General features: G+C 56.6%; 14 protein-coding genes and 1 other annotated feature. Of the genes, 13 read left to right on the top strand and 1 reads right to left on the bottom strand.

The features are described 5' to 3' along the window. Window positions 1–108: 108 nt before the first annotated feature. The 6 genes from ACMGF7_RS21325 (at window position 109) to ACMGF7_RS21300 (ending at window position 7,765) form a co-directional block, all read left to right on the top strand. Window positions 109–774: a transglycosylase SLT domain-containing protein gene (locus tag ACMGF7_RS21325; protein WP_004931439.1), complete on the top strand. Its 666-nt coding sequence runs from the start codon at window positions 109–111 to the stop codon at window positions 772–774. 307 nt (window positions 775–1,081) lie between these two features. After that, window positions 1,082–1,807 (top strand): gluconate 2-dehydrogenase subunit 3 family protein, encoded by a 726-nt coding sequence (locus ACMGF7_RS21320; protein WP_164095027.1) that lies wholly within the window; start codon window positions 1,082–1,084, stop codon window positions 1,805–1,807. A 2-nt stretch (window positions 1,808–1,809) separates the two neighbouring features. Beyond that, the gene (locus ACMGF7_RS21315; protein WP_004931432.1) at window positions 1,810–3,591 is read left to right on the top strand and encodes a GMC family oxidoreductase; all 1,782 of its coding nucleotides are present in this window, start codon (window positions 1,810–1,812) and stop codon (window positions 3,589–3,591) included. 12 nt (window positions 3,592–3,603) lie between these two features. Further along, entirely contained in the window at window positions 3,604–4,941 is a 1,338-nt protein-coding gene (locus ACMGF7_RS21310; protein WP_004931431.1) for a c-type cytochrome, read from the top strand. 256 nt (window positions 4,942–5,197) lie between these two features. Then, window positions 5,198–6,481: a serine transporter gene (locus ACMGF7_RS21305; RefSeq protein WP_004931430.1), complete on the top strand. Its 1,284-nt coding sequence runs from the start codon at window positions 5,198–5,200 to the stop codon at window positions 6,479–6,481. Window positions 6,482–6,631: 150 nt separating this feature from the next. Beyond that, window positions 6,632–7,765, top strand: coding sequence for an ABC transporter substrate-binding protein (locus ACMGF7_RS21300; protein ID WP_164095028.1), 1,134 nt, complete (start codon window positions 6,632–6,634; stop codon window positions 7,763–7,765). 37 nt (window positions 7,766–7,802) lie between these two features. Here the strand turns inward: ACMGF7_RS21300 and ACMGF7_RS21295 are convergent, their stop codons facing one another. After that, window positions 7,803–8,489: a MarC family NAAT transporter gene (locus tag ACMGF7_RS21295; protein WP_004931428.1), complete on the bottom strand. Its 687-nt coding sequence runs from the start codon at window positions 8,487–8,489 to the stop codon at window positions 7,803–7,805. A gap of 442 nt (window positions 8,490–8,931) precedes the next feature. Here ACMGF7_RS21295 and ACMGF7_RS21290 point away from each other — a divergent pair, with 442 nt between their 5' ends. From ACMGF7_RS21290 to pheM, 7 genes are all read left to right on the top strand, one after another. Next, window positions 8,932–9,555: a hypothetical protein gene (locus tag ACMGF7_RS21290; RefSeq protein WP_420286629.1), complete on the top strand. Its 624-nt coding sequence runs from the start codon at window positions 8,932–8,934 to the stop codon at window positions 9,553–9,555. Between the two features lie 261 nt (window positions 9,556–9,816). Then, window positions 9,817–11,979 carry a hypothetical protein gene (locus tag ACMGF7_RS21285; RefSeq protein WP_420286628.1) on the top strand — a complete coding sequence of 721 codons (2,163 nt, stop codon included), beginning with the start codon at window positions 9,817–9,819 and terminating at the stop codon, window positions 11,977–11,979. A gap of 297 nt (window positions 11,980–12,276) precedes the next feature. Then, window positions 12,277–14,205, top strand: coding sequence for a threonine--tRNA ligase (gene thrS / locus ACMGF7_RS21280; protein WP_015377696.1), 1,929 nt, complete (start codon window positions 12,277–12,279; stop codon window positions 14,203–14,205). Between the two features lie 3 nt (window positions 14,206–14,208). Beyond that, window positions 14,209–14,760 (top strand): translation initiation factor IF-3, encoded by a 552-nt coding sequence (gene infC, locus ACMGF7_RS21275; protein ID WP_048233542.1) that lies wholly within the window; start codon window positions 14,209–14,211, stop codon window positions 14,758–14,760. A gap of 98 nt (window positions 14,761–14,858) precedes the next feature. Beyond that, the gene (gene rpmI / locus ACMGF7_RS21270; RefSeq protein ID WP_004931418.1) at window positions 14,859–15,056 is read left to right on the top strand and encodes a 50S ribosomal protein L35; all 198 of its coding nucleotides are present in this window, start codon (window positions 14,859–14,861) and stop codon (window positions 15,054–15,056) included. Between the two features lie 43 nt (window positions 15,057–15,099). After that, the gene (gene rplT / locus ACMGF7_RS21265) at window positions 15,100–15,456 is read left to right on the top strand and encodes a 50S ribosomal protein L20 (protein WP_004931417.1); all 357 of its coding nucleotides are present in this window, start codon (window positions 15,100–15,102) and stop codon (window positions 15,454–15,456) included. A gap of 113 nt (window positions 15,457–15,569) precedes the next feature. Next, window positions 15,570–15,692, top strand: a sequence feature (Phe leader region). Further along, window positions 15,574–15,618, top strand: coding sequence for a pheST operon leader peptide PheM (gene pheM / locus ACMGF7_RS21260; protein WP_139074214.1), 45 nt, complete (start codon window positions 15,574–15,576; stop codon window positions 15,616–15,618). (Overlaps the previous feature by 45 nt.) Window positions 15,693–15,825 lie beyond the last annotated feature (133 nt).

Below are 15,825 nucleotides of genomic sequence, written 5' to 3'. Positions count from 1 at the left end.
AATCACCTCTTGGTATATGGATAGCTTGAGATTAGCCCAAAAAATTACTGCAGGTGTCCTTACAAGTTGTATATGCTACGCAACTCATTGAAAGGAGTGAGGGATTCTGTGAAAACAAAAATAGGTTGCCTTACGGCAATTTTACTTTTGTCGGGGTGCGCCAAAGACCCGCAAACGGCAAGCAATATTTCAGGCAGTGGCACAACGCGCGGCGGTTGGTTAAAACCCCCTCCGCAGGCACCGGTAAACCGCACGGGCACCCCGGTTGCTTATAACGATTACATTCGTCAGGCGGCCAGCAACTATGGCGTTGACGAAACGCTGATTAAAGCGATTATTCAGGTGGAGTCCGGGTTTAACCCGAACGTGGTCAGCACCTCGAACGCAGTGGGATTGATGCAGCTTAAGGCTTCTACCGCCGGCCGCGACGCCTATCGCATGAAGGGACGAAGCGGGCAACCCAGCTCGCGTGAGCTGAAGGATCCGGCGGTCAATATTGATCTGGGAACGGCCTATATCAATATTCTTCAAAGCCAGCAGCTAGCCGGGATCAACAACCCACAGACTTTGCGTTACGCCACCATCGTTTCGTACGTGAATGGGGCGGGCGCCATGTTGCGCACCTTCTCTTCGGACAAGCGCGTGGCGGTCAATCGCATCAATCAGATGAGCCCGGATGAGTTTTATCAGCACATCCAGAAAAAGCACCCGGCACCGCAGGCGCCGCGCTATTTGTGGAAGGTGACCACCGCCTATCAGGCGATGTCGCAGTAATCCTCTCTTTTGTCGAATCGGCCGCTGAACGCGGCCGATTTTGTTTTCGGCACCGTTCCAGCGCGCGACCCACCTCTCATTTTTCGTTATTTCCTCACCGCTTATCGGAAAAACCGCACAAAAAGTTAAATTTACGTTAGCAGATAAATCTTTACGTTCATTCAATAAGTTACCGGTAACATTTTTGCTTTTGTACGCATTCTGACCTTCAATAAATATACAAATAAGTAACAAATTATTTTAAAAACCCGTATCGATCGCAAGGTTGCGGTTAAATAGTTGTGACTATCTTTGGATGGAATGTGACATGTCGAATCATAAAACCAACAATTCGCGGCGCGATTTCTTGTTGAAATCGATGACCTTAATTCCTGCGGCGGTAATTGGTGGCAGCGGCGTTGGCGCGCTGACGGCACCGACACCGGCGGTCGCAGCCTCGAACACCTCAACGCAGAACGATTACCAACCGACCTTTTTCACCCCGGAAGAGTGGGCCTTCATCAAGGCCGCCGTCGCGCGCCTGATCCCGGCCGACGATCGCGGCCCCGGCGCGCTGGAAGCCGGCGTGCCGGAGTTTATCGATCGCCAGATGAATACCCCGTACGCCACCGGCTCCATCTGGTACATGCAGGGGCCGTTCAACCCCGATGTGCCGAAGGAGATGGGCTATCAGCTGCCGCTGGTGCCCAAGCAAATCTACAACCTCGGCATCGCAGACGCCGACGCCTACAGCAAAAAAACCGCCGGCAAGCCTTTCGCCGAACTGGATGGCGCGCAGCAGGACGCCATGCTGCAAAAGTTCGAGTCCGGCGAGGCGGAGTTCCGGCAACTGCCGTCGAAACTGTTCTTCTCCTATCTACTGCAAAACACCCGTGAAGGTTTCTTCAGCGATCCGATCCATGGCGGCAACAAAGACATGGTTGGCTGGAAGCTGATTAATTTTCCGGGCGCGCGCGCCGATTTTATGGACTGGGTTGAGCGAGGGGAGCGTTATCCCTTCCCGCCGGTCTCGATTCGTGGGGAGAGGGGCTAACCATGGCAACGGTAATGAAAAAAGTAGACGCGGTGATCGTCGGCTTCGGCTGGGTGGGCGCGATCATGGCCAAAGAGCTGACCGAGGCCGGCCTCAACGTGGTGGCGCTGGAGCGCGGCCCGATGCGCGACACCTATCCGGACGGTTCTTACCCGCAGGTGATCGACGAGCTGACCTATAACATTCGGCGCAAGCTGTTCCAGGATCTGTCGAAAAGCACCGTCACCATTCGCCATAACAGCAGCCAGACCGCGGTGCCTTACCGCCAGCTGGCGGCGTTCCTGCCGGGCACCGGCGTCGGCGGCGCCGGCCTGCACTGGTCGGGCGTGCATTTCCGCGTCGATCCGATCGAACTGCGCATGCGCAGCCATTATGAAGAGCGTTATGGCAAAAACTTCATTCCGAAGGACATGACCATCCAGGACTTCGGCGTGACTTACGACGAGCTAGAGCCGTTCTTCGACAAGGCGGAGAAAGTGTTCGGCACCTCCGGCACCGCCTGGACCATCAAGGGGCAGAAAGTAGCGCAGAAGGGCGGCAACCGCTTTGCGCCGGATCGCTCCGACGACTTCCCGCTGCCGGCGCAGAAAAATACCTACTCCGCTCAGCTGTTCGAGAAAGCGGCGCTGGAGGTGGGTTACCACCCTTACAACCTGCCGTCCGCCAACACCTCGGATTCTTACACCAACCCGTACGGCGCGCAGATGGGCCCGTGCAACTTCTGCGGTTTCTGCAGCGGCTACGCCTGCTACATGTATTCCAAGGCCTCGCCGAACGTCAACATCTTGCCGGCGCTGCGCATGGAGAAACGCTTCGAGCTGCGCACCAACGCCAACGTGCTAAAGGTCAACCTGACCGACGACAAATCCCGCGCCACCGGCGTGAACTACGTCGATGCGCAGGGCCGCGAGATTGAACAGCCGGCCGATCTGGTGATCCTGGGCGCGTTCCAGTTCCACAACGTGCACCTGATGCTGCTGTCCGGCATCGGCAAGCCTTACGATCCGGTAACTGGCGAAGGGGTGGTCGGGCGCAACTTCGCCTACCAGAACATGACCACCATCAAGGCGTTCTTCGATAAAGACGTGTTCACCAACCCGTTCATCGGCGCCGGCGGCAACGGCGTGGGCGTGGACGACTTCAACGCCGACAACTTCGATCACGCCAAAGAAGGCTTCGTCGGCGGTTCGCCATTCTGGGTCAACCAGGCGGGCACCAAGCCGATCTCCGGCCTGCCGACCCCGCCGGGCACCCCGGCCTGGGGCAGCAAGTGGAAAGCGGCGGTGGCGGATGCCTACACCCATCACGTCTCGATGGACGCCCACGGCGCGCACCAGTCGTACCGCAATAACTATCTGGATCTCGATCCCAACTACAAGAACGTCTTTGGCCAGCCGCTGCTGCGCATGACGTTCGACTGGCAGGAAAACGACATCAAGATGGCGCAGTTCATGTACGACAAGATGGCGCCGATCGCCAAGGCGATGAACCCGAAACTGATCGCCGGCAGCCCGAAAAACGCCAACAGCCACTTCGACACCACCAGCTACCAGACTACCCACATGAACGGCGGTGCGGTGATGGGGGAAGATCCGAAGACCAGCGCGGTCAACCGCTATCTGCAGAGCTGGGACGTGCACAACGTGTTCTCGATCGGCGCATCGGCCTTCCCGCAAGGGCTGGGCTACAACCCGACCGGCACCGTGGCGGCGCTGGCTTACTGGTCTGCCCGCGCCATTCGCGAGCAGTATCTGAAAAACCCAGGCCCATTGGTGCAGGCATAAGGACGGCGAACGATGAAAGCATTTGTACCGGCACTGGTTCTCAGTGCAGTGAGTTTCTCCGTTTGGGCGCAGGACGCCACCGTCAGCAGCGAGCTGATCAAGCGTGGCGAGTACCTGGCGCGAGCCGGTGACTGCGTGGCCTGTCATACCGATGGCAAGAACGGCAAAACCTTCGCCGGCGGCCTGGCGATGGAGACGCCGATCGGCACCATCTACTCGACCAACATTACGCCGGACAAGAAAACCGGCATCGGCGATTACAGCTTCGAGGATTTCGACAACGCGGTGCGTAAGGGCGTAGCCAAAAACGGCAGCACCCTGTACCCGGCGATGCCGTACCCGTCGTTCGCGCTGGTGAAAGAGGACGACATGCGCGCCATGTATGCCTATTTCATGCACGGCGTGCAGCCGGTGGAGCAGGCCAACAAGGACTCCGACATCCCGTGGCCGCTGTCGATGCGCTGGCCGCTGAGCATCTGGCGCGGCATGTTTGCGCCGTCGCCGGCGGACTTCGTTGCCGACGCCAAGGCCGATCCGGTGATTGAACGCGGACGCTACCTGGTGGAAGGCCTGGGCCACTGCGGCGCTTGCCATACCCCGCGCAGCATCACCATGCAGGAAAAAGCGTTGAGCAACAGCGAAAGCGACGACTACCTGTCCGGCAGCAACGCGCCGATCGACGGGTGGGTGGCTTCCAGCCTGCGCGGCGACCGCAAGGATGGCCTGGGCAGCTGGAGCGAAGCCGAGCTGACCGAGTTCCTGAAAACCGGCCGTAACGACAAGGCGATCGTGTTCGGCGGCATGAGCGACGTGGTGGAGCACAGCCTGCAATACCTGAGCGACGACGATCTGACCGCCATCGCGCGCTACCTGAAATCGCTGCCGCCGAAAGACGGCAAGCAGCAGGCGGCGCCGGTCGAAGACAGCGTGGCCAAGGATCTGTGGCGCGGCGACGACAGCAAGCCCGGCGCGGCGCTGTATGTCGATAACTGCGCGGCCTGCCACCGCACCGACGGCGTGGGCTACAAGCGCGCCTTCCCGTCGCTGAAGGGCAATCCGGTGGTGCAGACCGAGGACGCGACTTCGCTGATCCACATCGTGCTGACCGGCAACACCACGCCGGCGGTGCAGGGCGCGGTGTCCAACATCACCATGCCGCCGTTTGGTTGGCGTTTGAACGATCAGCAGGTGGCGGACGTGGTGAACTTCATCCGCTCCAGCTGGGGCAACAGCGCCAAACCGGTGAGCGCCTCCGACGTGGCCGACGTGCGTAAAGACCGCTCGATGATCCGCGATGAGAAGGAGATGGGCAGCGCCGAGGTGCCGGACCATCCGGACGCGAAAAAGTAAACCGTTTAAGGGCTCCGCAAGGGGCCCTTAGTTTTTCTGCTGTCGCCTGCTTTTTCAGCAGATTGTGTTCGCAAATCGTCCGTTCAGCCGATAAAACATAGACCCGCAGCGGATTTTTCATTATCCTTTGCCGTCCTTTCATCAGGCGTAAGTATGAAATATCGCTTTAATTCACTGATTATTATTAAAAAACTCGCGGAGAAGGATATCCCGTTAGGCGCAATCGTTGTCGCCGCAGATTAAGGTAGACTGTCTCATGAGTACGATTTCTCCCGATTCAGGCACGCTGACGGCCGCTCAGCCTGCCAAATGGAACAAAACCGACACCGTTTGGATGTTCGGTCTCTATGCGACTGCGGTGGGCGCCGGTACGTTGTTCTTGCCGATCAACGCCGGCCTGAACGGCCCGCTGGTGTTGCTGTTGATGGCGCTATTCGCTTTCCCGCTGACCTATTTGCCGCACCGCGCGCTCAGCCGCTTCGTGCTTTCCGGCTCCAGCCGCGACGGCAACATTCACGATGTGGTGGTGGAACACTTCGGCGTGCTGGCCGGCAAAATCATCATGATGCTGTATCTGATGGCGTTCTTCCCGATCGTGCTGGTGTACAGCATTTCGATCACCAACGCGCTGGACAGCTTCCTGATCCATCAGTTCCACGTGGCCCCGCTGCCGCGCATCTGGCTGAGCCTGGCGGTGGTGGTGGTGCTCAATCTGGTGCTGCTGCGCGGCAAAGACAGCATCGTGGCGGCGATGGGCATGCTGGTGTTCCCACTGCTGGTGTTCCTGATGGGCATTTCGCTCTATCTGATGCCGAGTTGGAATACCGCCAACTTCGTGCACGGCCTGGCCGCCACCCGCTTCGACACGCCGGGGTTGTGGCATTCGCTGTGGCTGGCGGTGCCGGTGATGGTGTTCTCCTTCAGCCATGCGCCGATCATCTCTTCCTTCGCCTCGACCCAGAAGAGCCTGTACGGCGACAAGGCGGAACGCCGCTGCGCGCGCATCATGCGCTATAGCTATGTGCTGATCTGTGTTACCGTGCTGTTCTTCGTGTTCAGCTGCGTGCTGAGCCTGTCTCATGAAGACATGCTGCAGGCGAAAGAGCAGAACATCACGGTGCTGACTACGCTGGCCAACAAGTTCTCCAACCCGCTGATCGCCTACCTTGGCCCGGTGATGGCGATGCTGGCGATGGCCAAATCCTATCTCGGCACTTCGCTGGGGGTGACGGAAGGGGCGACCAGCCTGATCGACGGCGTCACGCGCGCGGTCGGCAAGCCGCTCAGCTCGCGCATGACGCACCGCATCTCGGCGGTGGCGCTGTTCCTGCTCACCTGGGCGGCGACGGTGTGGAACCCCAGCGCGCTGCACATCATCGAAACCATCAGCGGCCCGCTGATTGCCGCCATCCTGTTCATTCTGCCGATGTACGCCGTGCGTGCGGTGCCGGCCATGCGCCAGTACCGCGCGGCGAGCAACGTATTCGTGCTGGTGATGGGCCTGATTGCGCTGTCGGCGCTGATCTACGGCCTGATGTGATCCCCTGGGCGCGCCGCTTCCGGCGCGCCTCTTACCCTTCCTTTACACATCCCTTTGCAATTAATCGCCGACATGCCGGGCGTTATCTTTGATAATGCAAGCCATTCTCATTAGTATTTTCTGAATGTATTCATGACTAAGGAGTTTTTCGTGCACCGTCGAATCATTTTGCCGGCGCTGGTTTGCGCCGCCTTGCTCGCCTCTCCGGCGATGGCCACCACTTATCCGCTGACGCTGACCGACACGTCCGGCCAGACGATCACCCTCCAGCAAGAGCCGAAACGCATCGTGGTGCAGGACGGGCGCGACATTCTCACGCTGGCGCTGCTCGATCGCGCCAATCCGTTCGGCCGGCTGGTGGCCTGGAATAACCTGCTGAAGAAAAGCGATGCGGCGACCTGGGATATCTTGCAGAGCAAATGGCCGGGGGCGAAAAACATCATCGATATGGGATTCAGCGATAAGGGTGAAGTGAACCTGGAGAGCGTGATCGCCAAGCGGCCCGATCTGATGATCGCCCAGCTGCGCTCCAAGCCTTCGCTGAGCCAAACCGGCGTGCTGGATAAGCTGAAGGCGCTGAACGTGCCGGTGCTGTTCATCGATACCATGCTCAAGCCGGTGGAGAACACGCCGAAAAGCGTGACGCTGCTGGGGGAAACCCTCAACCGCGAAAGCGAAGCCAAGCAATATACCGATTATTATCAGCAGCATTATCAGGCCATTCTGGCCAAAACGCAGGCGGTGGAGCCCAAACCGCGGGTGTTTTTCGAAGCCAAGGCTGGCCTGAATGGGCTGGAGTCCTGCTGCTTCACCCATGCGCACGTCGGCTGGGGGGCGCTGGTCGAGGCGGTCGGCGCGCGCAACATCGGCTCTGCGCTGTTGCCGGGCGCGACCGGCGACGTGGCGCTGGAAAAAGTGATCGCCATGAAACCGGACGCCTACATCGTTTCCGGCTCACAGTGGGCCAGCAAGACCAACGCCGCGGTGCCGTTCGGCTATGGCGTGACGCAGCAACAGGTGGATGAGGCTTTCAACCGCATGAAACAGCGCCCGGGCTTCGCGCAGGTGTCGGCGGTGAAAGAGGGGCGGTTCTACGGCATCTACCATAATTTCTACAACCATCCGTACAACATCGTCGGGCTGGAGTATCTGGCGAAGTTTATCTACCCGGCGCAGTTCCCGGATCTGGATCCGGCCAACACCTACAGCGAGATCCTCAGCCGCTTTACCGAAGTGCCGGAAGGCAAGGGCATTTTGGGCGCGCAGGCGCCGATGGGGAAATAACGGCAACGGGCGCGACGATCGCGCCCGTTTTGTGTGATCAGGCGGCCGGCGTATAGGTGGAGATGATCTCCAGCACGCCGTTGATAATGAACTGTACCCCCATGCACACCAGCAGGAAGCCCATCAGGCGCGAGATCGCCTCGATGCCGCTTTTCCCCACCAGTCGCATGATGGCGCCGGAGCTGAGCAGGCAGCCCCACAGGATCACCGCGACCGTCAGGAAGATGGCGACCGGCGCCACGGCCAGCACCCAGGGTTCAAAACCCAGCGTGTTCGCTTTGACGCTCGACGCCGAGCTGATGATCATCGCGATGGTGCCCGGCCCGGCGGTGCTCGGCATGGCCAACGGCACGAAGGCGATGTTGGCCGATGTCTTGTGGCGCAGCTCGTGCGACTTGCTCTCCACCTCCGGCGCCTCATCGGCGCTTTGTTGCGGGAACAGCATGCGGAAACCGATGAAGGCGACGATCAGGCCGCCGGCGATGCGCAGGCCGGGGATCGAAATACCGAAAGTGTTCATCACCACCTGCCCGGCGTAAAACGCCACCGTCATGATGCAGAACACATAAACCGAGGCCATCAGCGACTGCTGATTGCGCTCTTCGCGCGTCATATTACCGGACAAACCGAGCAGCAATGCCACCGTGGTCAGCGGGTTGGCCAGCGGCAACAGCAGCACCAAACCCAGTCCGATGGCCTGGAATAACTGCAAAATACCCGTCATAAAGTAGACTCCCTGTGCAACGTTCAGGCCGCCAAGCGGCGGCCTACGAGCTAAACAGCCTAGCCTGCCGCGTGCCTGGCGGCAATGGGGATAGCTCGTAACGTTAATTAACCGTCGGCCGGCGTTTCATCATTGCCGTTGCACTCGCCGGCGAGCTCAGGTTCATCCTCACATCCCAACGGGGCGTCGTTGACCGCAATCGCCCGCGGCGCCGAACGCGCACCAAAATGCATCAGCCCCTATAACGTCGTTAATACCGCGCACCCATGATGAGCGCAGGCTGAAAAACGAGCGGCGCTCAGAAAAAATGCACAATTTTTGTGTTTTATGGCCTTTTTCGCCGCAATTGGCCGGTAAAGGCCGACGTTCAGCACCAATTGCTACACCCCGCAGGCTCAGCTGCCTACCATAGGCGCGCTTTAAAACGATAATGAGATTGATTATGCAAGACGAGTTGAAACTTTTACTGGGGAAAATCAGCGCATTCGCGCTTTCCGCCGCCTTCATGGCGGCATTGGTCGGCCTGGTGTTTATCGATGTGCACTGGTTGCATAACTTCGTGCATGAAACCTCGCTGACCGAAGCGGCGCAGGAACTGTTGCTGCTCGCCATCGCCGGCGGTTTTTTCGCCGCGGCCTGGCGGCAGGCGGAACGCCGCTCCGCCTGGATGCTGGTCGGCGGCTTCTTTCTCTGCATGCTGATCCGCGAGATGGACTTCGCCTTCGATGCGTTGTGGCACGGCGCCTGGGTGTGGTTCGCGCTGGCGGTCGCCTTGGTCTGTCTGTGCCATGCCGCCAGGCACATTGCGGCGACGGTGCGCGGCCTGGCCTATTTCGCGACGCATCCCGGCTACGGCATGATGTGCGCGGGCCTGCTGTGCATTCTGGTGTTTTCACGCCTGTTCGGTATGAGCACGCTGTGGCAAACGCTGATGCTGGACGGCTACAACCGGGTGGTGAAAAACATGGTGGAAGAGGGTTGCGAACTGCTGGGCTACGGCCTGTGTCTGTTGGCCGCATTAAGTTATTTGAAAGACGCCTTGAAGTCGCGAAAGGAGAATCGTTAGCTGAAAAATCATGATGTTATAACGAGCATGGTAGCCCGTTTTTCGGGTCAGTTCGCGATCACCCCCAACCCCGCATTCGTGGGGTTTTTTTTACGTTGTTTGAGAATGGGCACAATAGCGACCGTTTGGGCTCGGGTTCGCGGATAGGTATAGTTGTTGCACTGTATATAAATACAGTTTTTTGGCTTGCTGTGTTGGAAAGTGTCAGTAACCAACGATAACCTATTGATATTTAATCATTACAAATTAAGGATTCCATTTATGAGTGATGAATACGAATACGCCGCCGACGCCGCGACTGAAGTCGAAAGCTTTGAACGCCTGCGCCAATTGGCGCCGACGGCCGAAGGCGAGAAAATCAAGCTGCGCAGTTGGCATATAGATAAAGACCTTGGCGGCGGCGAGTTTGTTGGACACTTGGGCAACGCGAGCGATGATGGCGGCATTATTGCCGCAGGCAACGGTTACTATTGGAAGCGCATTCTGGAAAATGAAGTGCACGCCAATATGTTCGGCGCCTTGCCGGCTTCCGTGGATAGTCAATACGACTCCGCGCCGGCGTTCCGCGCCGCGGTTGCGGCGGTCAAAATTCATAACCGCAGCAAGCTTTACTACGAAGGCAACTATAACCTCAAATCCGTCGGCCCAACGGTATATGAGCTGCCGTATGACGACGGTACCGTTTCCCCTAATTTTAAAGCCAAGGGGGAAGTTGACATCGATCCGGAAGAGATTCATACGATGCCGATCGTTTTGGATATTCCGAGCTATGTGGTGTTGGAGGGGCTGGGCAATATCAGTTCAGCGTTGATCTTCACCTGGCGGCGCGGCGAAGGTCCGATCGACACGCAGCAGGCGATCGGCATCTGTTGGCGCGTTGCGGGTTATCCCGCCAAAGACCGCATGACGGACATGGTTCGCGGCGTTGGGTTGGTTAACACATCCATTTCTTCTGCCTTTATCGGTTGCCTGGCGGACGGCGTTTTGTTCTACCGGATCAATTTCCGCGACCTGATTTTCAATAACTGTGGCTTGCCGTTCATCGCGCAGGGCTCGGATGCCGTGACGTTCGCCGGTTCCACCTCTCTGGAGTCATGCATGGCGGGCATCATCATTGGCGGGATGTGGCTGACGCGCAACGATACCTGGGTGGGCGGCAAGTGGGTGCCACCTTATGCCGACGACACCGACGTTTATGCCATGGGCTGGTGCGACTACACCACCTTTGAATTCCTGAGCGGTTCTTATCCTTCCCCTGGCTATACGCCGCGCCATAAGGTGCTTGATGAGTTTTTCAATACCTACTTCTACAAATCAGCCAACTCCGAGCCAGTGGCGAAGGGCGGGCGTTTAACCGCCACGGATTTCCAGGGTATCGTGTCGGACTATAATGGAAAGGATCCGTATCGCGGCGTGGCGGGGCGTTTCTTCATCAACTTCTCTCGTTACAAACGCGGCAACTGCAACGTGCAGATTAAGGACATGAAGGTTTATGGCCCACCGCGCGTACCGGTTTATACGCCACGCATTCAGGGGCAAGATTATTACGGCACTATCGAGAATGCCTACATCGAACGCGTTGGTTTTATCGAACATACCAAGCCCTGGAGCGATGCGAACGATTTCTACAAGAGCCTGGATACCTTTAACCCGGATTATAAAACATGCCCGAACCTGGTCGCTGAAGGGGTGATTGGCGCGCGCAAAGTTACTTTGCAGGGTACGCCATATCGGCCGACATCCCAGGGGATGGCCCACAGCAATACCCGCCAGCATTTTAACATTTGGACCGATGATCTGGAGAAGTGGAAAGAGAACACGAGCAGCTCTGCCGTGATTAACGATTGCCTGGTTTATGACAACAATGGCAAAGGGTGGTGGGTCTGGCGTAATTTTATGGATCGAGTGTTTACTCGTCCGCTGATTTTCAACGAGGATGATGTCGGCAAACTGGAGAAGGCGTTTAAGTGGCGCGTAGACCAGTTGGTGCTCAGTTTGAAATCCGCCGGCGCGACGGTGGCGTCGATCAATGCGAACGCACAATGGTTTAGCGGGTTGGGCTACATTAGCGTGGAGATCCCTATTCCCGACAACGCCGCCAGTGATAACGGCATGCTGTCCGTTACCTGGCTGCCTAAGATTGATCCGGACTCGCCGACGGGTATCAAGGGCACGACGTCCATGGTATCGGGTTACAGCATCGTCACAACCGAGAATATCGACGTCAAGAATGGCGCCGGCACGGTTGTTGGCAGCTTTAGCCAGAAAAAAGAAGTCAAAGGCGTCACCATGAACAATCAGCAGCTCTACCTGCATTCGGATCGCGAGTGCAGCGATGCGGCGCGATTGAAAATGAGTGACTTCAAACCCGGCAGCAGCATTACGGTTCAGATCTGCTTCCCGGCCAAGTTTAACTGGTATTGATTTTTGCAAGCGCTTTAGTTTTAGAGGGAGGGGAGGCTCCTCCCTTTCTTATCAGGCTTTACGCCCATTCAGCGAATTTTTGCTCAATCCTTTGGTGGAAGATGGCCTTTCTAAAGTGATAAACTCATTATCCCGTTATGACGTAACAACATAGTACATTTGAAACTGTGTCTCTATGCGTGTACATATCTGGCAGGGTAAAGCTGGATAGCGTCGATAACATCTTGTAGTTAAACAACATTGTATTTCTTCATGTGATCTGTCGTGTGGGTCACCACTGTAGATAAGGAATTATTAATGCCTGTTATTACTCTTCCTGACGGTAGTCAGCGTCATTTCGACCACCCCGTTTCCCCAATGGATGTCGCGCGCGATATCGGCCCTGGCCTGGCGAAAGCCTGTATCGCCGGTCGCGTCAATGGCGAACTGGTTGATGCCAGCGATCTGATCGAATCGGATGCGCAGCTGGCCATCATCACCATCAAAGACGAAGACGGTCTGGAAATCATGCGCCACTCCTGCGCGCACCTGCTGGGTCATGCGATCAAGCAGCTGTGGCCGGATACCAAAATGGCGATCGGTCCTGTTATCGACAACGGTTTCTATTATGACGTGGATATCGACCGCACCCTGACGCAGGAAGACCTGGATCTGCTGGAAAAGCGGATGCACGAGTTGGCCGATAAGGATTACGACGTCATCAAGAAGAAGGTCAGCTGGCAAGAAGCCCGCGACACCTTCGCTGAGCGCGGCGAAATCTATAAAGTGGCGATCCTGGATGAGAACATCAGCCATGACGATCGTCCTGGCCTGTATCACCACGAAGAATACATCGACATGTGCCGCGGCCCGCACGTGCCGAACATGCGTTTCTGCCACCATTTCAAGCTGCAGAAAACCTCCGGCGCTTACTGGCGCGGTGACAGCAAAAACAAAATGCTGCAGCGTATCTACGGTACCGCCTGGGCAGACAAGAAGCAGCTGAACGCCTACCTGCAACGCCTGGAAGAGGCGGCCAAGCGCGATCACCGCAAGATCGGCAAACAGCTCGATCTGTATCACATGCAGGAAGAAGCGCCGGGCATGGTGTTCTGGCACAACGACGGTTGGACTATCTTCCGCGAGCTGGAAGCCTTCGTGCGCATGAAGCTCAAAGAGTACCAGTACCAGGAAGTGAAAGGTCCGTTTATGATGGACCGCGTGCTGTGGGAAAAAACCGGCCACTGGGAAAACTACAAAGACGCCATGTTCACCACCGCGTCGGAAAACCGCGAATACTGCATCAAGCCGATGAACTGCCCGGGTCACGTGCAGATCTTCAACCAGGGCCTGAAGTCGTACCGCGATTTGCCGCTGCGCATGGGCGAATTCGGCAGCTGCCACCGCAACGAGCCTTCGGGTTCCCTGCACGGCCTGATGCGCGTGCGCGGCTTCACGCAGGATGACGCCCACATCTTCTGTACCGAAGAGCAGGTGCGCGCCGAAGTGAACGAATGCATTCGCATGGTCTATGACGTGTACGGCACTTTCGGCTTCGACAAGATCGCCGTCAAGCTGTCGACTCGCCCGGAAAAACGCATCGGCACCGACGACATGTGGACCCGTGCGGAAGAAGACCTGGCCGCCGCGCTGACCGAGAACGGCATTCCGTTCGAGTACCAGCCGGGCGAGGGCGCCTTCTACGGACCGAAAATTGAATTTACCCTGCATGATTGTTTGGATCGCGCATGGCAATGTGGTACCGTGCAGCTCGATTTCTTCTTGCCGGGCCGTTTGGGCGCGTCGTACGTTGGCGAAAACAACGATCGCGTCGTGCCGGTAATGATTCACCGCGCCATTTTGGGCTCCATGGAACGCTTCATCGGTATCCTGACCGAAGAATACGCCGGGTTCTACCCGACCTGGATCGCTCCGGTGCAGGTGGTGGTGATGAATATCACCGACAGCCAGTCTGATTACGTCCAGCAATTGACCAAAAAACTGCAGGATGCAGGTATTCGCGTGAAAGCGGACTTGAGAAATGAGAAGATTGGCTTTAAAATTCGCGAACATACTTTACGTCGAGTCCCTTACATGTTGGTGTGCGGCGACAAAGAGGTCGAAGCTGGCAAAGTTGCCGTTCGTACCCGCCGTGGCAAAGACCTGGGAAGCCTGGACGTAAACGAAGTCGTAGACAAGCTGCTGAAAGAGATTCGCAGCCGTAGTCTTCATCAACTGGAGGAATAAAGTATTAAAGGCGGAAAACGAGTTCAACCGGCGCGTCCTAATCGCATTAACAGAGAAATTCGCGCGCAAGAAGTTCGCCTAACCGGCGTCGATGGCGAGCAGATTGGTATTGTCAGTCTGAATGAAGCTCTTGAAAAAGCTGAGGAAGCGGGCGTTGATTTAGTAGAAATCAGCCCAAATGCCGAACCGCCAGTTTGCCGAATCATGGATTACGGCAAATTCCTCTACGAGAAGAGCAAGTCGACGAAAGAACAGAAGAAGAAGCAAAAAGTTATTCAGGTCAAGGAAATCAAATTCCGTCCTGGCACCGATGATGGCGACTATCAGGTCAAACTACGCAACCTGATTCGCTTTCTGGAAGATGGCGATAAAGCCAAAATCACCCTGCGTTTCCGTGGGCGTGAGATGGCGCACCAGCAGATCGGTATGGAAGTGCTTAACCGCGTCCGTAAAGACCTGTGTGAAGATATGGATCTGGCAGTGGTCGAATCCTTCCCTACGAAGATCGAAGGCCGCCAGATGATTATGGTGCTCGCTCCTAAGAAGAAACAGTAAGGCTTACAAGTAATGGAACCCGCGCGGCGCTTGCGCTGTGTGGGTTTTATTCGCCCAACTGATTCGTTGTTTAACAATGCGAAGTGGATTTAATTAAAATGCCAAAGATTAAAACTGTACGTGGTGCAGCCAAGCGCTTCAAAAAAACCGGCAGCGGTGGTTTTAAGCGTAAACATGCCAACCTGCGTCATATTCTGACCAAAAAAGCAACCAAGCGTAAACGTCACCTGCGTCCGAAAGGCATGGTGTCTAAAAACGATCTGGTCCTGGTTACCGCGTGCCTGCCGTACGCATAAGCCATTTTTTTTGAATTTAGAATAAGACTTTAGGAGAGAGCATATGGCTCGCGTAAAACGTGGTGTAATTGCACGCGCACGTCACAAGAAAATCATGAAGCAGGCGAAAGGTTACTACGGTGCCCGTTCGCGCGTATATCGTGTTGCCTTCCAGGCAGTAATCAAAGCAGGTCAGTATGCTTACCGTGACCGTCGTCAACGTAAGCGTCAGTTCCGTCAGCTGTGGATTGCACGTATCAACGCAGCTGCTCGTCAGAACGGTCTGTCTTACAGCAAGTTCATCAACGGCTTGAAAAAAGCCTCGATCGAAATTGACCGTAAGATCCTGGCTGACATCGCAGTCTTCGACAAAGTGGCCTTCGGCGCACTGGTTGAGAAAGCGAAAGCAGCTCTGGCGTAAGTCAGTTGAAGAGGGAGCTTGCTCCCTCTTTTAATCTTTGTTTTCAGCGACAAATATTGACTTTTATTGCCCGCCGCTATATCACTGGTGGACAATTATCGACAAGGTACCGCAATCATGCACGCAGCTCTTTTTCGTTTCTTTTTTTACTTTAGCGCCTGATTTCAGGAGGCTTTGCGCGTAAGAAAAGAAACGAAAAGTAGCGCCTAAGCCTCCCTCGTGGAGGCTTTTTTGTTTTTGGCCATCGTCTCGCCTTGCCAGGCGTTGCGGTGAGGGCGGCAGACGCAACGCGGGCCATGCGCCGCGCAGGCGAGCCGGCCGGCCGGCAACGTATTGAAAAGTCTTTGAATAATGGTCAAAGGCGTGTTC

Source organism: Serratia sp. BNK-17, from assembly GCF_048684935.1.
Lineage (GTDB): Bacteria > Pseudomonadota > Gammaproteobacteria > Enterobacterales > Enterobacteriaceae > Serratia > Serratia nematodiphila.
The sequence above is the reverse complement of the archived record's forward strand: the minus strand, read 5'-3'. Positions and strand labels throughout refer to the sequence as shown.

Bases quoted from the DNA above. Each gene is read 5' to 3' on its own strand.
- ACMGF7_RS21285 (WP_420286628.1), top strand. From the start codon at position 9,817: ATGAGTGATGAATACGAATACGCCGCCGACGCCGCGACTGAAGTCGAA.
- ACMGF7_RS21295 (WP_004931428.1), bottom strand. From the start codon at position 8,489: ATGACGGGTATTTTGCAGTTATTCCAGGCCATCGGACTGGGTTTGGTG.
- ACMGF7_RS21310 (WP_004931431.1), top strand. From the start codon at position 3,604: ATGAAAGCATTTGTACCGGCACTGGTTCTCAGTGCAGTGAGTTTCTCC.
- rplT (WP_004931417.1), top strand. From the start codon at position 15,100: ATGGCTCGCGTAAAACGTGGTGTAATTGCACGCGCACGTCACAAGAAA.
- ACMGF7_RS21305 (WP_004931430.1), top strand. From the start codon at position 5,198: ATGAGTACGATTTCTCCCGATTCAGGCACGCTGACGGCCGCTCAGCCT.
- rpmI (WP_004931418.1), top strand. From the start codon at position 14,859: ATGCCAAAGATTAAAACTGTACGTGGTGCAGCCAAGCGCTTCAAAAAA.
- thrS (WP_015377696.1), top strand. From the start codon at position 12,277: ATGCCTGTTATTACTCTTCCTGACGGTAGTCAGCGTCATTTCGACCAC.
- ACMGF7_RS21320 (WP_164095027.1), top strand. From the start codon at position 1,082: ATGTCGAATCATAAAACCAACAATTCGCGGCGCGATTTCTTGTTGAAA.
- ACMGF7_RS21315 (WP_004931432.1), top strand. From the start codon at position 1,810: ATGGCAACGGTAATGAAAAAAGTAGACGCGGTGATCGTCGGCTTCGGC.
- ACMGF7_RS21290 (WP_420286629.1), top strand. From the start codon at position 8,932: ATGCAAGACGAGTTGAAACTTTTACTGGGGAAAATCAGCGCATTCGCG.